Here is a 16,976-nt window from a genome sequence, read left to right as displayed (position 1 = left end):
AAAGAAATTTTTCCTGAATGTTTAAAAAGACTCTATTTTTTCAATACTATTACTATCTATTTTTTTAAAAACTGGAAAAACTGCGGGGTGAAGGATAAATGGAAATCATGACTGATCAAGGGTTTCGAAAGACGGTTAAATATTTGCGCGCCATCATTATCATCAGTTTGATAGGCATGATTTGTATGCTCATTCTCTTCCTTGGCATCCTCGGCTATGCCAGAATCCTAGGCGCGCCGCCGCTCGCCGTGCCGCAATCGACGCTGTTTTTCGCCGACGATGGATCCTTGATGGGCGAGAGTAATAGCGGTCAAAAGCGCTATTGGGTCGGCCTTAAGGATATTTCGCCGGATTTAGTGAATGCGACCGTCTCGATTGAGGATAAAAATTTTTACGAGCACCATGGTTTTGATTATAAACGGATTGCCGGTGCCGTGATTGCCGATATTCAAGCCTTTGCCAAGGTGCAGGGCGCAAGTACGATCACCCAGCAGTACGCACGGAATCTGTTTCTCGAACACGACAAAACGTGGAAACGGAAGCTGACGGAGGCTTTTTATACTATTCGTCTTGAAATGAACTATTCGAAGCAGGAGATTCTCGAAGGCTATATAAATACAATCTACTATGGCAATGGTGCCTATGGTGTGGAGGCCGCCAGCCAGTACTATTTTGGAAAAAAGGCAGCCGACTTAACCCTTGCCGAAGCCAGCATGCTCGCGGGTATTCCCAAGGGGCCAGGCATTTACTCACCGCTTGCTTCGCTGGAAAAAGCAAAAAGCCGTCAGGCGATTATTTTACAAAGCATGGTAAAAAACCGCTACATCAGCAAAAAAGAGGCACAAACGGCCGCCGATATGCCGCTTACTATAGTGGGCGTCCACACAACGCAAAAGGTAAAGGTGGCACCGTATTTTCAGGATGCCGTTAAAAATGCGCTGAAAAATCAATTACATTTAGATGACCGCACGATTGCACTCGGCGGTTTAAAGGTTTTTACGACACTTAACTTAAAACAGCAGGAAGCAGCCGAAAGCCAGGTCAATCAATATGTCGCCAGCTCCTCGGACATTCAAGTCGGCTTAGTGGCGATGGATCCGAAAAACGGCTATGTACGGGCAATGGTCGGCGGCCGGGACTATGAAAAAAGCCCGTTTAACCGCGCCGTTCAGGCAGTCAGGCAGCCGGGATCGACGATTAAGCCATTGTTATACTACGCCGCCCTTGAGCAAGGCTTTACCCCGGCATCGACAATGAGAAGCGAGTTTACAACCTTCCATTTTGATGATGGTCAGGCCGATTATACACCGCATAACTTTAACAACAAGTATGCCAACGGGGAGGTTACACTTGCCCAGGCACTAGCCGTTTCCGATAATATTTTCGCCGTCAAAACGCATTTATTTTTAGGCGAAGAAACGTTAATTGGGACAGCGAAGAAATTTGGGCTTTCAACTAAAATGGCCAAGGTTCCGTCGCTGGCATTGGGGACTTCAGGTGTGCGCGTGATCGAAATGGCGGGTGCCTACAGCCTCTTAGCCAACGGCGGCAAACGGGTGAACCCGACATTGATAACTAGAGTGGAAGACTATAATGGCAATGTTATTTTTGAAAAAGAAAATACGGCGAAAAAAGTATTAGACCCGGCAAAGGCATTTGTGATGACGCAAATGCTGACGGGGATTTTCGATTCGAAGTTAAACGGCTATGCCAAGGTTACCGGGAGCACGATTATCAAGAATATTACGCGGCCATATGCCGGAAAATCTGGCTCAACGGAAACGGACAGCTGGATGATCGGCTACTCACCGCAGCTGGTGACAGCGGTCTGGGCCGGGTACGATATCGGAAAACCGATTGAGCTGACTGCGGAAAAAACGTACGCTAAGAATATTTGGGCGAACTTTATGGAGGAAGCGTTACAAGGGAAGCCCGTGAAGGCGTTTAAACCGCCGAAAGAGGGGGTTGTCGGCGTTTACGTGAACCCGGCAAATGGCAAGCTGGCAACAAAGGACTGTCCTGTCCGCCGCTTCACCTATTTTGTCGCCGGCACCGAACCGACCGAATATTGCACCGATCATCTGAAAAATACAGATGATCACCCGGCGAAAAAGCAGGAGCATAAAAAAGTACCTTGGTATAAGAAAATCATGCCGTGGGGCTAGAAAAGCGTAAGCGACCGTTTAGCGGTGTATAGACTGGAGCGCTTCGACTGAGATAAAGGAAACACGGAGAGCGGAGCGATCCGATGTTGACTTATCGTAGGGAGAAGAGCGAAGTCTACTAGCCGCTGGGCGCTGGAGCTGGACAATTCTCAAAGTCGAAATTTAAACCTTCTTATCTTTTAAAAAAAGAGTTGCTGGATAATATTTTATATTACTAAATGGAAAAGCTCCGGATTGCTCCGGAGCTTTTCCTGTCCTAGTTTTACAGTGTTTTCACACTGATAATAATACTACCTATTTTTCAAAAAAACTACAAGTGGTTCTCCACTATATTTTTTCAAAAAAATTTTATTCATTAACAACATGTGGTTAGGCAAGACCTACTCCACCAATAGTCCTTTTTTCAGTTCATCCGTGGAATTTTCCCATAATACTTCATTATGTCCGCGCAAGAATGCGGCTAGTACTTTTTTCGAGTTTGCATCCATATCCTCGACAATGATATGGCGTTTCAGCGACTTATCCATCCGGTTAACGTGCTCCGGCAGCGATTTGTAGCCGCGGCGGATTTCGCGGTCGACCGTCATATAGCAGGCCGTCACGCCGGCGTAATACGGGCCTTCCGGCTTGCGGTCAATCGTCACCCACACGAGCCAATATGGTTTCCCGTTCGGAACCTCTTCTTTGGTTTTTAAAAATTTGATGCCCTTTTCGACGACACTGCGGGCATGCATCGCCCCGACATCGATCTCGGCTTCACCGGCTTCGACATCAATAATGACCGGGGAAACATTATCGAGGCTGAGGGCACCCTTGCCATAGCCCTTGTGCCCATCGGTCGGGTCGCTTTTTATAATATTAAAACCAAGTTTTTTCTTATTTTCCTCCATGGATGGTGCAGGCCTCCTTTAAAAAAATAAACTGTAGACGAAATTTCCAACTACCTTCCAAACCCAAGGAATCACCACTTGAAATATAGGCTGGATGGTGAAGCGGTCTAATGGTGTAATCACTAAAATGAGAAAGATTAAGATGCCATATTGTTCATATTGCGTCATTTTTGCCCGGAGATGATTAGGAGCAAGATCCTCAATAATCCGATAGCCGTCAAGCGGCGGGAGCGGCAGCAGGTTGAAAATAAATAACACAATGTTAAGCTGGATAAATATTTCAAGAAAATCATAAAAATTGTCCGATGCATTTACCCCGAAACGATTCAATCCGTAGGCAACACCGAAGCCGATGGCGGACAAAATCAGATTACTCAGCGGCCCCGCAACAGAAACAAGGACCCCGGCTAAGCGCGGCTTTTTAAAAAAGAAACGATTGACCGGTACCGGACGGGCCCAGCCAAAGCCGGCAATCAGAATTAAAATCGTTCCGAATGGGTCTAGGTGCTTGAGCGGATTTAGCGTCAGCCGCCCTTGGTTTTTCGCCGTCATGTCGCCGAATTTATAGGCAACATAGGCATGGGCTAATTCGTGAAACGTAAACGCAAAAATCAGCGTGATGGCTACATAAGGAATCTGCCTTAACGGATAGGCAAGAAATTGTTCCAATGGCGTTTCTCCTCTCATCAACAAACTGTGTGACCGAACTCTCTGTCTATTTCCCTATAGTATACATGATTCTACTTCGAAAAAGAAAATCAAATGTGCCTAGTGGGTTATTGCACTTTTTCACCGTTTATGGAACACTAACAAATAGTTAGGTTAAAAGGAGGGTCAGTACATGCCATATGTGACAGTAAAAATGCTTGAGGGACGTTCTGATGAGCAAAAGCGGGCGTTAGTCGAGAAGGTAACCGTAGCCGTCAGCGAAACAACAGGCGCACCAGCAGAAAACATCACCGTCTTCATCGAAGAAATGAGCAAAAACCACTACGCCGTTGCCGGTGTCCGCGCAAGCGACAAATAAACAGTGACAATATTGTAAAGGGTGTCAGGCACCATGTGAAAAATTCACATGATGCCTGACACCTTTTTTAGAATTTTATTTCATTTTTGGGTTGGTCGAGTTTTATCTTTTCTAGCTCGAGCTTCATTTTTTCAGTTTCGATTAAATAGTTTTCATGCTTTAATTTTTCTAGTTCCAGTTCATCTTTAATCATATTTGCCTTCATTTTCGACTGCTTTTGAAAATGGCCTGTTAAAATAGCAACTATAGGAATTCCAAATATCATAATGACAGATATTACACCAATAATCACGGCGAATCCTCCCTTAACTACTCGATAGACAAATCATAGCAAATTTTCAAAAAAATGAATATTATTTTTACAGAAAATTCCCCTATAAGATAAAATTTCAAACAGTATAGGTCTATTGTTCGTTAAAAATCATAAAAAACCGCCTGGGTTTCCATAGCTCCCAAGCGGCTTTTATATTATTAAATTATTGAATTTTCGCTTTCAAGGTTTCAATATACTGATACGCCTCATCGATTTCCGTTTCTGTATAGCGCTGGCTGCTTTTCAACGTAAATACCTTGTCCGTAACTTCTTCTTTTGAAAGGTTATCAAAATATAAAACCGTCGAAACAAGCTCAAGGAATCTAGCATTTTGCTCATTCATATCGGTCAAACAATTCTCCAAACATGGCATTTCTATTTCGTTCAAGCTTAAAAACTCTTTCCCCGGTTCTGTCAGCGTGTAGCGATATTGAAAGTAGCCGCCCTTTTTCTCCTTCACTTCATTCAGAAATCCCATATTACAGAGCTCTTCCACTCGTGTGGTCAGTTCCTCCGAATAGGGCCCATAAAAATGAAACTGGAACCGCTCGTGAAAAGGAAACTCAATCTTTTTCGCAATATATATCATCTTTTGCAGCTTTTTTCTCCCAGTAATCTCACCGGAAACCAGAATCGCCTGCATCAGCTTCGCGTGATCTTTTAACAACGTTCGTCATCTCCTACTCCATTGCATTAGGTGTCAGCCACCATTTACAGTATCCACAGGTTAGAAAGGGTGACAGGCACCATTTACTGTATCCACGGGTTAGAAAGGGTGACAGGCACCAATACTACTATTTTCACCTGATTTATATCTCTAAAAGGGCACGTATTTGTTGTTTTATTTCTTTTTCGGTCGATTCATCTTCAAGGAAGTCTGCCGGATAGTATAGTTTGTGATCGGTTCTTCTTTTTCCTGAAATCGCATCGACAATTTCTGATTCACGCGACAGCTCGCGCAATTCCCCACTTTTCATTAACAAATGGATGGGCAGCCGTTCCTCTTCCTCACCGGGGCGGTAGAAGTCGTACGGCAAATCCGAGGACGAATCGACGACCAAGTAATATTCAGGATCAATGCCTGCCTTTTCAAAAAGCGCCGTCAATTCTGCAAGCTTCTTGTATTCTTTCGCAGGGTCAAATTCGGCATACTTTAAGAGGTTGCGATTGACAAAGCGCCGGCAAAGGTCGCTCAAAATAGGATCGGCTTCTTCTTGCCAGCTTTGAAAATAATATAAAATGACGGATTCATCCAATTTTAAAAAGTCTTCTAATGTCACTTGCTCATGGAAGAGGGACTTAAAGTGGATGGGCTCATACTTAAACTTATGGTTTTCTTTAAATAATTGCTTAGCGCGGTGGAGGATTTTGGTCAAAATCACCTCAGCACTGCGGGAAACGGGATGGAAATAGACCTGCCAGTACATCTGATAGCGGCTCATAATATAATCTTCCACCGCATGCATACCGCTCTTCTTAATAACGACCTGGTCTTCCAGCGGCCGCATCACACGCAAAATTCGCTCCATATCAAATTGGCCGTAGCTGACGCCGGTAAAATAAGCGTCCCGCTGCAAATAATCCATCCTATCCGCATCAATTTGACTGGAAATCAAGCTGACTACCAGCTTTTTCGGCGAGGTTTTCGCAATGACTTCGGCGACCTGAGAAGGAAAATCCGCGCTTACCCTCAAGAGCACCTTGTTCACTTCGGTATCACCTAAGATAATCGCACGGGTTAAGTCTTCGTGGTCAAAATCAAACACTTTTTCAAAGGAATGGGAGAACGGGCCGTGCCCGAGGTCGTGGAGAAGCGCCGCACATAGCGTAAGAAGGCGCTCATCGTCGTTCCATTCCGGCCTTCCCGCAAACACATCATCGATGATGCGGCGGACAATTTCATATACGCCGAGGGAATGGTTGAAGCGACTGTGCTCAGCGCCGTGAAAGGTCAAAAAGGTTGTTCCCAGCTGCTTGATTCGGCGCAGCCGCTGGAACTCTTTCGTTCCGATTAAATCCCAAATCGCCAGATCACGGACATGGACATAGCGGTGGACAGGATCTTTAAACACTTTTTCTTCAGTCAATTTTTCCGCCGAATATTGCATGAATTTCCCTCTTCCTTGTATTTGCTACTATTATATCCCAGAATCACCCAATTTTCAGCAAAATTCTACAGTATTTTTCGACATTATTGGTGCCACATTATTGGTGCCACATTATTGGTGCCTGACACCATTCCACTATCTATGGATGAGTAAGGGTGTCAGGCACCATAAAATGAAAAATCACCTTACATATGTTGGCAAAGGTGATTATTTAATCTTCTTATTTACTTTATCCATTAATTCCTCTTCAGTTAAGGCAGCAACAGGGCGGTTGTTAACGAAGGCGAAGGTCTTTTTCCGGCCGGGTCCGCAATAGGACTGGCAGCCGATTTTGATTTCGGCATCCGGATCGATTTCTTTTAAACGAGGAATCAATGTCTTTAAATTCACGGCCTGACAATCATCGCAAACACGAAATTCATTTGACATTTCCTACAACCCTTTCTACGGTCAATCTATTTTTATATATCATTTATCCATCTAGGATTTATTAAATCAAACAGTTTAACTCCATAGGTATTTTACATTTTCTTTTTTCCCAATGCAAGTTGCAATCTTTAGCAAACTTGTCAACCCGACTAAATCTTTTAGTTAAATGAAAACTCGCCGATTGGCGAGTCCGATAGGACGAAGACAGAGGCGTAGTTGAATTTATGCGAAATAGGAAAGTATAAATTTCAGGAAAAATTTATACTTTCCTATTAGCTAAAAAATCTACTATCCTTTCAACCATTTTGGTATAAAGCCTGAAAAACTTGTCCATCCTAAGACTAGAACTTTTAAGAAATCGTCAGGACTAGGACTGGCACAATTATTGGTAAATTATTTTAGGGAGTTGAAACATATGAAAGTTCGTCAAGACGCATGGACAGATGAAAATGATCTGCTTTTGGCAGAAACTGTTCTTCGGCATGTGAGGGAAGGCAGTACACAGCTGAATGCCTTTGAAGAGGTAGGGGACAAACTTAATCGAACCTCTGCGGCCTGTGGTTTCAGATGGAATGCCGTTGTCCGCCACACCTACGAAAAAGCATTACAATTAGCCAAAAAACAGCGGAAACAAAGACAGAGAGTGTTAGGGAAGGACCAAGGCGGCAAGAAAAAACTGCTATACAACCCTTCGGTCACGGCTTCAGAAGAATTCGGAGCACTGCCGCCGCTGCCGGTTGATATTGAAATGCCAGTTGAAACCGAGGTTGAAATGCCGGACATGACAGCAGAAATGGCCGTTGAAACCTATGTGAAACCGGCTGCGCAAGTACAAGCACAAGCGCAAGCCCATGTACAAACCCAAGTTCAATCGTACAGACCAGCAGCCACTGGTGGACTTTCCCTGGATTCTGTTATCTCTTACTTACAAAACTTTCATCATGCCAATCTGCAAAATGAAGCATTAAAAAGTGAGAATGAAAGATTGAAAAGGGAAATGGAGGGGTTACGAAAGCAAAACGAAGAAATGGCAACAAAAATCGCCGGGCTCGAGCAGAATTCTGAAACCATTCAAGAAGATTACGAGACCCTCATGAAAATTATGAACCGCGCCCGTAAGCTTGTTTTATTTGAAGAAGAAGAAAGACCTGCTACGAAATTCAAAATGGACCGCAACGGGAATCTCGAGAAAGTAGCAGAGTAATTTTCGAAAAGCAATACAATGGGAGAAGAGACAGGAGCAGCATCTTAATATAGAAAAGCCGTAACCATTCAATAAAATGGTCTACGGCTTTTTTACATGTCAGCAGTCTTCTCATTCCGATCGATAACCCTTTGATAATATCCGGGAAATAATCCAAGCTCGTACTCGTTCAGCTGCCCCGCATACAAAAAGTCACTATTGGCATGTAACTGGTTTAGTAAGCGCAGCATCACATCGGCAATCGTGAAAGACGTCCCGAGCAGTTCAGACAGCGAGGCCATCACCTCAGGGACAATTTCCGGGTAGATGAATTTCGTATGTTCCTCATGCTTTGCCAGCTTGTAAAATTGCTTCACCAGTTCCGCACGTTTCGCACCGCTGCCATTCACACAAAGATAAATCTGCACCGCGACCCCTTTTTTCAGGCGGCGCTGCGAGATACCGGCAAACTTCTTCCCGTCAATACTAAGGTCATAGCTACCCGGACAATAGGAGCCGACGATTTCCCGTGCCTCGATTTTCCGCTGCGGGAAGTCAGCAAACATCGTTTGAATCAGCTGCCACATGACATCATAGCCACGGTTAATATCGATCCCTTTTTCAGCTTCAGGAAAAATTAACGAGATATTAAGGACGCCTTCATCAAGAACGACCGCTAGCCCTCCGGAATTTCGGACAATCGCCTGATAACCCGCTTGCTTTAAAAAGTGGATCCCTTCCTGCAAATATGGCAATCTCGTATCCTGGATGCCTAATACCACTGTATTGTGATGCACCCATGTCCGCGCTGTCGCCGGTGCCTCGCCCGCGCCAACCGAGGCACATAATGTATCATCGGTACCAAATGATTGCAATGCCTGAAAATGAATGCCGACCGCGGATTGGTCAATAACCCGCCATTCCGGCTGACGAAGTAAACCTTCCATGCTGAAAACCCCTTAAAAATAATAAACTCATTTTATCATAAGAAAAGCGCAAGCGCCCTGTTCAGCGGCGTATGGCCTGGAGCGCTCCAACTGAGATAAAGGAAACACGAAGAGCCGGAGGCGATTCGATGTTGACTTATCGTAGGGCGGAGAGCGAAGGACACTAGCCGCTAGGGCGCTGGAGCTGGACAATTCTCAAAGTCCAAATTTATACTTTCTTATCTTTTAAAAAAAGAGCCAGCCCCAACACTTGGACCAGCTCCCAAACTTCAAAATTATAACCCCTGCGCTGCCGTAATTAACGCGAGCTTGTACACATCTTCTTCATTACAGCCGCGGGATAGGTCGTTCACCGGGGCGTTTAACCCTTGTAAAATCGGACCAACCGCCTCAAAGCCACCTAAGCGCTGCGCAATTTTATACCCGATGTTTCCGGCTTCAAGGCTTGGGAAAATAAACACATTCGCATCCCCTTGCAGCACGGAACCTGGTGCCTTACTTTTTGCAACAGAAGGAACAAACGCGGCGTCAAACTGGAATTCTCCGTCTAACACTAATGAAGCATCACGGCGTTTCGCTTCAGCCACAGCCTCAACGACCCGTTCCGTTTCCTCAGACTTTGCTGATCCTTTCGTTGAGAAGCTTAACATCGCGATCCGCGGCTCAATATCAAACATCTCCGCTGTCTTCGCACTTTCAATCGCAATCTCTGCTAAATCATTGCTGTCCGGCGCAATATTAATCGCGCAGTCAGCGAACACATACTTTTCATCCTCACGAACCATGATGAAGACACCGGACGTTTTCTTTACACCTGCTTTTGTTTTAATAATTTGCAGCGCAGGGCGAACCGTATCCGCAGTCGAATGTGCCGCACCACTCACCAAACCATGTGCTTTATTTAAATAGACAAGCATCGTACCGAAATAGTTTTCGTCGAGCAATATTTTACGGGCATCCTCTTCCGTTGCTTTGCCTTTCCGGCGCTCAACAAACGCTGCAACCAATTCATCCATTCCCGCATAACCCGCAGGGTCATAGATTTCTGCAGCTTCCAGAGAAACGCCCACTTCTGAAGCCTTTGCCTGCACCTGCTCAATGTTGCCAATCAAAATCGGCGTGATTAATTTTTCCTCAGCCAAGCGGCTGGCTGCACGAATAATCCGTTCGTCCAAACCTTCTGGAAAAACAATTCTTAGGTCACGTCCGGAAATTTTTTGCTTTAAACCTTCAAATAAATCACTCACAACTATTTCCTCCCTTTAAAAAACTACCCCTTATAGCATACTTTACCAAGGTGAAATTTCAAGCAATGTACGTCATAGATAGCGGTTACAGCGAAATGTTTTTCTTTTCAAAAAATTACACTCATACTTTTACTATTTACCCTTTTTCATAAAAATATCCACTTGCCGGCATTTAAGCGTTTAGAAAGGCTTCGCTTGGTCAAACTATGTTATAGTTATGGGTGAATGATTATTTAGGAGTGATAATAATGAGTGAAGCAGCACAAACGCTTGATGGCTGGTATTGCCTTCATGATTTCCGTACCGTGGATTGGACAACTTGGAAAATGCTTTCTAGCGATGAACGCCAAACGGCAATCCACGAGTTTTTAAGTCTCGTTGAAAAATGGAACCACACACAAGAACGCAAAGAAGGCAGCCACGCCTTATATACAGTCGTTGGTCAAAAGGCTGATTTTATGATGATGATCCTTCGTCCAACAATGGAAGAGCTAAACGAAATTGAAACCGAATTCAATAAAACAAGATTAGCGGAATTTACGATTCCCGCCCATTCCTATGTATCGGTGGTAGAACTCAGCAACTACTTACCAGCGGGTGAAGATCCTTATCAAAATCCGCAAATTTTAGCTCGTCTTTATCCAACATTGCCAAAAACAAAACATGTGTGTTTCTATCCGATGGATAAGCGCCGCCAAGGCAATGATAACTGGTACATGCTGCCGATGGAAGAGCGCCGCAGCATGATGCGCAGCCACGGGATGATCGGCCGTACATATGCAGGAAAAGTAAAACAAATCATTACAGGCTCCGTTGGCTTTGATGATTACGAATGGGGTGTTACCCTGTTTGCCGAGGATGTCCTGCAATTTAAAAAGCTTGTGTATGAAATGCGTTTTGACGAAGTGAGTGCCCGCTTCGGTGAATTTGGTGCTTTCTTTGTCGGCAATCTGTTAGAAGAAGAACGCGTAGCAAAATTCCTACATGTCTAAGTTAGAAAAGCATAAATGAATTCAAAAAGTTCTCAGCCGATGCTGGGGGCTTTTTTTACTTTTTCAACGTCATATATTCGGACTTTCCCTCATACTTATTAAACAGCGAGTCTTAAGGATTGCCCCCATCTGCAAGAAGGGATTTTTATTCCATCCTGCAGTAACCTTCTTAGGCTATGGGGAGTATGAATAGAATGTTGGGCCATTTGAATTATTCATTTTTAGGAGGGGGAAAAAATGAGCCAATATTATAATCCACAAGGGTTTCAGCCCTACACTGGAGCAGCGGGGCAGCAGGGTGCTCAGCCAATCGCGGGCGGAGGGCAAGGATTTATGCCTCCACAGCAGCAAGCCTTTCCACAATTTCCGCCAGCAGGAGCCGGTTCGGTCCCAAGGCCGCCTATAAGCGGCGGGCAGCCACCAGGAATGCTGCCAATTGAGCAGTCGTACATCGAAAACATTCTGCGCTTGAACAAAGGGAAACTTGTCACTGTCTTTGCAACCTTTGAAGGGAACAGCCAGTGGAATGCCAAAGAATTTAAAGGAATCATTGAAGCCGCAGGAAGAGATCACGTAATCCTAAGTGACCCGCAAGCCGGAACCCGCTTCCTCATCCCGATGGTGGCTGTCGACTACATTACCTTTTCGGAGGAAATCGAGTATGAATATCCATTCGGAGCCGCACCATCCTTAGGGACTTACCCGCCAAGGTAAAAGCGGAAGCGCCCTGGTCAGCGGCGTATGGCCTGGAGCGCTCCAACTGAGATAAAGGAAACACGAAAAGCCGGAGGCGCATTCGTGTTTGACTTATCGTAGGGCGGAGAGCGAAGGACACTAGCAGCTAGGGTGCTGGAGCTGGATAATTCTCAAAGTCTAAATTTATACTTACTGGTCTTTTGAAAAAAACACCAATTGGTCCAACCCCAATTGGTGTTTATTTTTTAAAACTGTTTAACTGCCCCGACAATCATTAAGACCCAAGCCGCCAAAAAACAAACGCCGCCAAGTGGTGTGATTGCCCCCAAGACGCCAACCTTCGTCAAACTCAACAGGTACAAGCTGCCGCTGAATAAAATAATGCCTGCAAGCATTAACCATCCCGACCAGCTGAATAAAGAGCTTACCCCTGCTTTCCCAAGGAGAATTCCGATGATTAATATCCCTGTTGCATGAAACATTTGATAGGTTACCCCTGTTTTCCAAATCTCTAAATAATGGGCATCGAGCCGATCCTTTAATCCGTGTGCACCAAAGGCCCCAAGCGCAACCGCCAAAAAGGCATTAATTGCCCCAACAATAATAAATGTTTTCACTACGATCCCTCCATTTTTTGTCTATCTTCAGCGCCAAGCCCCTCTATGGTCTAAGCCATTCCGGCAAGAAGGTTAAAAAACAACCTTCCGTCCGGCCTGTCTTATGCTTGTCGGGGCTGAGACTGTCACTTCAGCTTTTCGTCTAAAAATCAAGTAAAGAATCCCCATTGGCTTCTTCGTCCATCTCTAACTTTTTCGCTGGCGGCATCGCTGCCGGCTGCTGAAAAACTTGTTGATTCATCAGCGGCTGTTGTAAAACCTGACTTGTCATAACAGACGCAGGTTGAATCGATGGCAGCTCCATTTTCGCCGCTGGTTTTTCGTCTAATATCAATTCGCATAATATTTTAATAGAGTAAACTTTTTCCCGCAAGCCTTCCTGCTTGGCACTGCTTTTCGCCAGCTGTAGTTCATCTTCTATTTTTGCTAAGAGTGTTTGGACAGATATATTCACGTCGACATTCCCTTTCTTTTTACAAACATTGCGCATATGATGGCTTCGACAATCTTCACATGTTCCACGTGAAACAAGTCAGAATTTGTCAATTATCGGTTCCTTAAAAGGTTTCCGCGATAATCGTTCCCGTCTGCGATTGATCATAATCGCCCAATGAGCTGATTTCTGTTTGAAACAATACGGAGGATAGAATCTCCTTTACAATCCGGATGAGGGCTTCATTTTCAGGTGTTTTAACGATCACGAGGTCATACCGTTCCGTAATTAACGGAATAAAGTCAACTCCCACCATCTTGGCTGCCTTTTCATTTCCTATGCCAACATCTGCCTTGCCGGTAGAAACAGCAGAGGCCACACTTAAATGATTGGTTTCTTCCTGATCATACCCGATAATCGATTTCGATGATAGGTGATGAATCCGCAGCTGTTCATCAAGCAGGATCCTTGCCCCGGACCCTTTCTCACGATTGATGATGTGAATGTTCGGCTGCTGTAAGTCCGTCCAGGAAGTGATGTTGAGCGGGTTTCCTTTTTGAACATAAAATCCTGCCTTTCTGGAAACGAGATTAAGTAATATGTATGGGTACCCTGTTAAGATTCTTTTTACATATGGAAGATTATATTCTCCGGTATCGCCGTCATACATATGCAGGCTCACGATGTCACAGTCGCCGTTATATAAAGAAATAAGGCTGTTTAAGCTGCCAGAATACGACCGGAGTGTCTTATAGGGTGAACGTTTTTCGATATGTTTTCCGAGGATATCGAGGACGATATCTTGGCCGCTGATGACAATGTTGTGGGATTCCCTTTTTTCAACCCTGTGCGGTTCGACAGCCGGAACAAAAGCTGCCGGCAGCTGCGCGGACTTTTGATTTTTAATATAACGGTTTAAATCCTCTGCGTCCATCCGCATCTGTCTGCCAACTCGAAATACGGGAAGCTCCCCTTTTTTAATTAAATCATATATCGTAAGCTTCGAAACTTTTAACAGCTGTGAAACTTCTTCAATCGTATAGGAAATCTCCTTTGACATGTCCATCCCTCCAATTTCTATTGTATCTCATTCATTTTTAAAAAGCATATCGTGAACTAATTGTGATATTTTTCATACCCAATCTAATTATAATTAGTTATAATTAGTTATATCTAATTATAAGGAGTGGAAATAATTTTGAAAAAAGGGTATCAAATATTTTTAACCTTGATTTTGTTTTTACTTATTCTATCGGGGTGTACCACGAAGGAAGAAAGTAAAGAGCCTGTAAAAGAAAAACAACCAGCCCCTGAAGAAAACGTTGAATTAACCATTTCAGCCGCAGCAAGTTTGCAAGACGCATTAAGTGAAATTACGACAAATTTTAACAAAAAGCATAGCAATGTGAAAATAAACTATAATTTTGGCGCTTCCGGAGCATTACAGCAGCAAATTTCACAAGGAGCCCCTGTCGATCTCTTTTTTTCAGCTGCAGAAGATAAATTCGACAAATTGGTGACCGATGGTTTAATTGAAGAGAAAAATGGCAAAGATCTGGTTCGAAATGAACTCGTCCTTGTCGTACCAAAGGAATCCACTAAAGGCATTAAAACGTTCGATGACCTCACGAAGGCGGATAAGCTCTCCATCGGTACACCTGAATCTGTTCCTGCAGGTGCATATGGAAAAGAAGTGCTGGAAAAGTTAAATCTTTGGAGTTCTGTTGAAGGAAAAATTGTTTATGCAAAAGACGTTCGCCAAGTGCTTACATATGTAGAAACTGGGAATGTGGATGCCGGAATGGTGTATAAAACGGATGCATTAACCTCTGATAAGGTCGAGATTGCAGCAGTAGCTGATGAAAAGTTGCATACTCCAATTGTATACCCAGTCGGAGTAATCAAGGCAAATAGCCATCCGAAACAAGCCGTGTTATTCTATCAATATCTACAATCAGATGAAGCGATGAAAGTGTTTGAAAAATACGGATTTAAAGGACTGTAAAAAATAAACATGACAGACCACTTTTGGGATCCTGTAAAACTATCGCTAGAGATTGCCGTTGTTTCAGGATGCATTGTATTGGTTTTGGGATTATTGATCGGAAAATGGATGGCGAAAGCAAGATTCAAAGGGAAGGCCGTTATGGAAACGATTTTTCTTTTACCGTTAGTATTACCGCCAACCGTTGTCGGATTTTTGTTACTTGTGATTTTTGGAAAGCATAGTCCCATCGGTCAATTCATTGAATGGATCTTTCATCAGCCTGTTATTTTCACTTGGTGGGCAGCCGTGATTGCTGCATTGATTGTCGCCTTTCCGCTCATGTATCAATCGGCGAAGACCGGATTTGAAGGGATTGATGGCGATGTTGAGGATGCTGCCCGTGTGGATGGGGCGAGTAGCCTCCAGCTATTTCTGTTTATTTCCATCCCGCTTGCATTACGGTCGATTATTTCAGGTGGAATTCTAAGTTTCGCCCGAGCGTTAGGTGAGTTTGGCGCTACGCTCATGTTTGCCGGCAATATTCCCGGGAAAACACAAACCATCCCGACAGCCATCTATGTTGCCATCGACTCCGGCAACATGCAAATGGCTTGGTTATGGGTTTTGTGCATGATTGGGATTTCCTTCTTGATGCTTGTCTGCGTCCAGCTTTCGAAGGGAAAAGATTAAGAAAACCCGTACCGGCGGTTGATGGTGCGGGTTTTCTTTTTATCCTAAGATCCGTTGATAAAGTGATTTGGCGTGGGTTAAATCCTTTGTTCCATGAATAAGGGCACGGCCGTCTTGAAAAATAACCATCCGTTCGTCGCCGATTTCCACCGACAATAAATACGGATTGCCTTTCACGTAGTATCCAAGCGAGCTGAGCTGGCCCGAGAGCTGTTCCAGCGATATTTCCCCCGCTGTGGACGGGCGGATTTGCACTGTATCTCGGCCGCACAGCACCGTCGTCTTTGTCATATTTTCATGATCCAAATAAGGATATGTCCGCTCCTCACCGCATGACAAGCAGCCGGCAAACTTTGCCTTCGACATTTTCAAACTTGTATATTGATTACGCCACAAATCAAAGCTGACAAACGAGGTGCGAACCGCATCCCAATCCTCGACTAGCATCTTCAACGCCTCAGCCGTCTGATGAGCAATGACCATTTGTACTGCCGGTGAAATAATGCCGCCGGTATCACAGGTCATCCCCTGCAGCGGGATGGTGCGCAATAAACAATTTAGACACGGCGTTTTCCCAGGAATGATCGAAAAACTCATCCCAAAGCTGCCGACGCAGGCACCGTAAATCCACGGGATCTTGTATTTTTGCGAAATATCATTCATCAGCATCCGCGTTTCAAAATTATCGGTGGCGTCCAACATCAAATCAACGCCGGTCACACGCTCTTCCATTAACTCAGCGGTTGCATCGCCAATAATCGCGTGGATCTCCACATCGGAATTAATCGCCCGCAAGCGCTTCTCGGCTGCCGCGGCCTTTGGAAGCTTCTCGGCAACATCCTCTTCCGTATAGAGCTGCTGGCGCTGCAGATTGCTGGCTTCGACATAATCGCGGTCAACAATGGTAATCTTGCCGACACCGGCTCGCGTCAAGATTTCAGCACTGCCTGAGCCCAGTGCGCCGGCGCCAATGATGAGGACGTGCTTGTTACATATTTTCTCCTGGCCCTCTTTACCGATCCCCGGAAAAAGGACTTGCCTAGAATATCGTTCGTTCATATATGTCTGACCCCTTTCGAAAGAAAACTCGCCAGTTGGCGAGATTTTTAGGGTGTAATTCAATTGATCATTCATAAATCTCAAATTCAATTGCTGTTTTTGTCTATTTAACCGTTCAAAAGCGAAGGTTTTTGGAGAAGTCCTCTTGTTTTTAGTGCGGTTTCTATGTTTATTTGCGAAACTAAGCAGTTTA

Annotated in this window: 19 protein-coding genes; 7 read left to right on the top strand and 12 right to left on the bottom strand. The window is 44.5% G+C overall.

Going from position 1 to position 16,976, the window contains the following annotated elements; translation table 11 throughout:
• The first annotated feature begins 98 nt into the window (after positions 1–98).
• A complete protein-coding gene (locus ACIQXV_RS07405; protein ID WP_402957409.1) occupies positions 99–2,165 on the top strand; it encodes a transglycosylase domain-containing protein in 2,067 nt (688 codons plus the stop codon).
• Between the two features lie 380 nt (positions 2,166–2,545).
• Here ACIQXV_RS07405 and ACIQXV_RS07400 read toward each other — a convergent pair whose 3' ends face one another.
• Together ACIQXV_RS07400 and ACIQXV_RS07395 are read right to left on the bottom strand one after the other, a co-directional pair.
• Positions 2,546–3,055, bottom strand: coding sequence for a YwhD family protein (locus ACIQXV_RS07400; protein WP_402957407.1), 510 nt, complete (start codon positions 3,053–3,055; stop codon positions 2,546–2,548).
• Positions 3,056–3,073: 18 nt separating this feature from the next.
• On the bottom strand, positions 3,074–3,724 hold the full coding sequence (locus tag ACIQXV_RS07395) for a site-2 protease family protein (RefSeq protein WP_402957405.1): 651 nt from the start codon (positions 3,722–3,724) through the stop codon (positions 3,074–3,076).
• 172 nt (positions 3,725–3,896) lie between these two features.
• On the opposite strand from ACIQXV_RS07395, the gene ACIQXV_RS07390 reads away from it, so the two are divergent.
• Positions 3,897–4,082 (top strand): 2-hydroxymuconate tautomerase, encoded by a 186-nt coding sequence (locus tag ACIQXV_RS07390; protein ID WP_402957403.1) that lies wholly within the window; start codon positions 3,897–3,899, stop codon positions 4,080–4,082.
• A gap of 67 nt (positions 4,083–4,149) precedes the next feature.
• Here ACIQXV_RS07390 and ACIQXV_RS07385 read toward each other — a convergent pair whose 3' ends face one another.
• The 4 genes from ACIQXV_RS07385 to ACIQXV_RS07370 form a co-directional block, all read right to left on the bottom strand.
• Positions 4,150–4,347: a hypothetical protein gene (locus tag ACIQXV_RS07385; RefSeq protein ID WP_402957720.1), complete on the bottom strand. Its 198-nt coding sequence runs from the start codon at positions 4,345–4,347 to the stop codon at positions 4,150–4,152.
• A 211-nt stretch (positions 4,348–4,558) separates the two neighbouring features.
• Positions 4,559–5,062, bottom strand: a complete 504-nt coding sequence (locus tag ACIQXV_RS07380; protein ID WP_402957401.1) for a YwgA family protein — start codon at positions 5,060–5,062, stop codon at positions 4,559–4,561.
• Between the two features lie 142 nt (positions 5,063–5,204).
• Positions 5,205–6,503 (bottom strand): HD domain-containing protein, encoded by a 1,299-nt coding sequence (locus tag ACIQXV_RS07375; RefSeq protein ID WP_402957399.1) that lies wholly within the window; start codon positions 6,501–6,503, stop codon positions 5,205–5,207.
• A gap of 207 nt (positions 6,504–6,710) precedes the next feature.
• The gene (locus tag ACIQXV_RS07370) at positions 6,711–6,932 is read right to left on the bottom strand and encodes a YuzB family protein (protein WP_402957397.1); all 222 of its coding nucleotides are present in this window, start codon (positions 6,930–6,932) and stop codon (positions 6,711–6,713) included.
• Between the two features lie 415 nt (positions 6,933–7,347).
• On the opposite strand from ACIQXV_RS07370, the gene ACIQXV_RS07365 reads away from it, so the two are divergent.
• Complete coding sequence (locus ACIQXV_RS07365; RefSeq protein ID WP_402957395.1) at positions 7,348–8,136, top strand: RsfA family transcriptional regulator; 789 nt, start codon at positions 7,348–7,350, stop codon at positions 8,134–8,136.
• Between the two features lie 92 nt (positions 8,137–8,228).
• Here the strand turns inward: ACIQXV_RS07365 and lipL are convergent, their stop codons facing one another.
• Together lipL and pta are read right to left on the bottom strand one after the other, a co-directional pair.
• Complete coding sequence (gene lipL / locus ACIQXV_RS07360) at positions 8,229–9,062, bottom strand: octanoyl-[GcvH]:protein N-octanoyltransferase (protein ID WP_402957393.1); 834 nt, start codon at positions 9,060–9,062, stop codon at positions 8,229–8,231.
• Positions 9,063–9,337: 275 nt separating this feature from the next.
• Positions 9,338–10,309 carry a phosphate acetyltransferase gene (gene pta / locus ACIQXV_RS07355; protein WP_402957392.1) on the bottom strand — a complete coding sequence of 324 codons (972 nt, stop codon included), beginning with the start codon at positions 10,307–10,309 and terminating at the stop codon, positions 9,338–9,340.
• Positions 10,310–10,557: 248 nt separating this feature from the next.
• Here pta and hemQ point away from each other — a divergent pair, with 248 nt between their 5' ends.
• Together hemQ and gerQ are read left to right on the top strand one after the other, a co-directional pair.
• On the top strand, positions 10,558–11,301 hold the full coding sequence (hemQ, locus tag ACIQXV_RS07350) for a hydrogen peroxide-dependent heme synthase (RefSeq protein WP_402957390.1): 744 nt from the start codon (positions 10,558–10,560) through the stop codon (positions 11,299–11,301).
• 237 nt (positions 11,302–11,538) lie between these two features.
• A complete protein-coding gene (gene gerQ, locus ACIQXV_RS07345; protein ID WP_402957388.1) occupies positions 11,539–12,015 on the top strand; it encodes a spore coat protein GerQ in 477 nt (158 codons plus the stop codon).
• Between the two features lie 227 nt (positions 12,016–12,242).
• Here the strand turns inward: gerQ and ACIQXV_RS07340 are convergent, their stop codons facing one another.
• The 3 genes from ACIQXV_RS07340 to ACIQXV_RS07330 form a co-directional block, all read right to left on the bottom strand.
• Positions 12,243–12,614, bottom strand: coding sequence for a DUF423 domain-containing protein (locus ACIQXV_RS07340; RefSeq protein ID WP_402957386.1), 372 nt, complete (start codon positions 12,612–12,614; stop codon positions 12,243–12,245).
• 142 nt (positions 12,615–12,756) lie between these two features.
• Positions 12,757–13,068 (bottom strand): YwdI family protein, encoded by a 312-nt coding sequence (locus tag ACIQXV_RS07335; protein ID WP_402957384.1) that lies wholly within the window; start codon positions 13,066–13,068, stop codon positions 12,757–12,759.
• A 103-nt stretch (positions 13,069–13,171) separates the two neighbouring features.
• Positions 13,172–14,107 (bottom strand): substrate-binding domain-containing protein, encoded by a 936-nt coding sequence (locus ACIQXV_RS07330; RefSeq protein ID WP_402957382.1) that lies wholly within the window; start codon positions 14,105–14,107, stop codon positions 13,172–13,174.
• 138 nt (positions 14,108–14,245) lie between these two features.
• Here ACIQXV_RS07330 and modA point away from each other — a divergent pair, with 138 nt between their 5' ends.
• On the top strand, positions 14,246–15,052 hold the full coding sequence (gene modA / locus ACIQXV_RS07325; protein WP_402957380.1) for a molybdate ABC transporter substrate-binding protein: 807 nt from the start codon (positions 14,246–14,248) through the stop codon (positions 15,050–15,052).
• 9 nt (positions 15,053–15,061) lie between these two features.
• On the top strand, positions 15,062–15,724 hold the full coding sequence (gene modB, locus ACIQXV_RS07320; protein ID WP_402957378.1) for a molybdate ABC transporter permease subunit: 663 nt from the start codon (positions 15,062–15,064) through the stop codon (positions 15,722–15,724).
• Positions 15,725–15,763: 39 nt separating this feature from the next.
• Here modB and ACIQXV_RS07315 read toward each other — a convergent pair whose 3' ends face one another.
• Positions 15,764–16,783 (bottom strand): thiazole biosynthesis adenylyltransferase ThiF, encoded by a 1,020-nt coding sequence (locus ACIQXV_RS07315; RefSeq protein WP_402957376.1) that lies wholly within the window; start codon positions 16,781–16,783, stop codon positions 15,764–15,766.
• Positions 16,784–16,976: the final 193 nt, after the last annotated feature.

The organism is Neobacillus sp. NPDC097160, assembly GCF_044762155.1.
GTDB lineage: Bacteria > Bacillota > Bacilli > Bacillales > Cytobacillaceae > Neobacillus.
The sequence above is the reverse complement of the archived record's forward strand: the minus strand, read 5'-3'. Positions and strand labels throughout refer to the sequence as shown.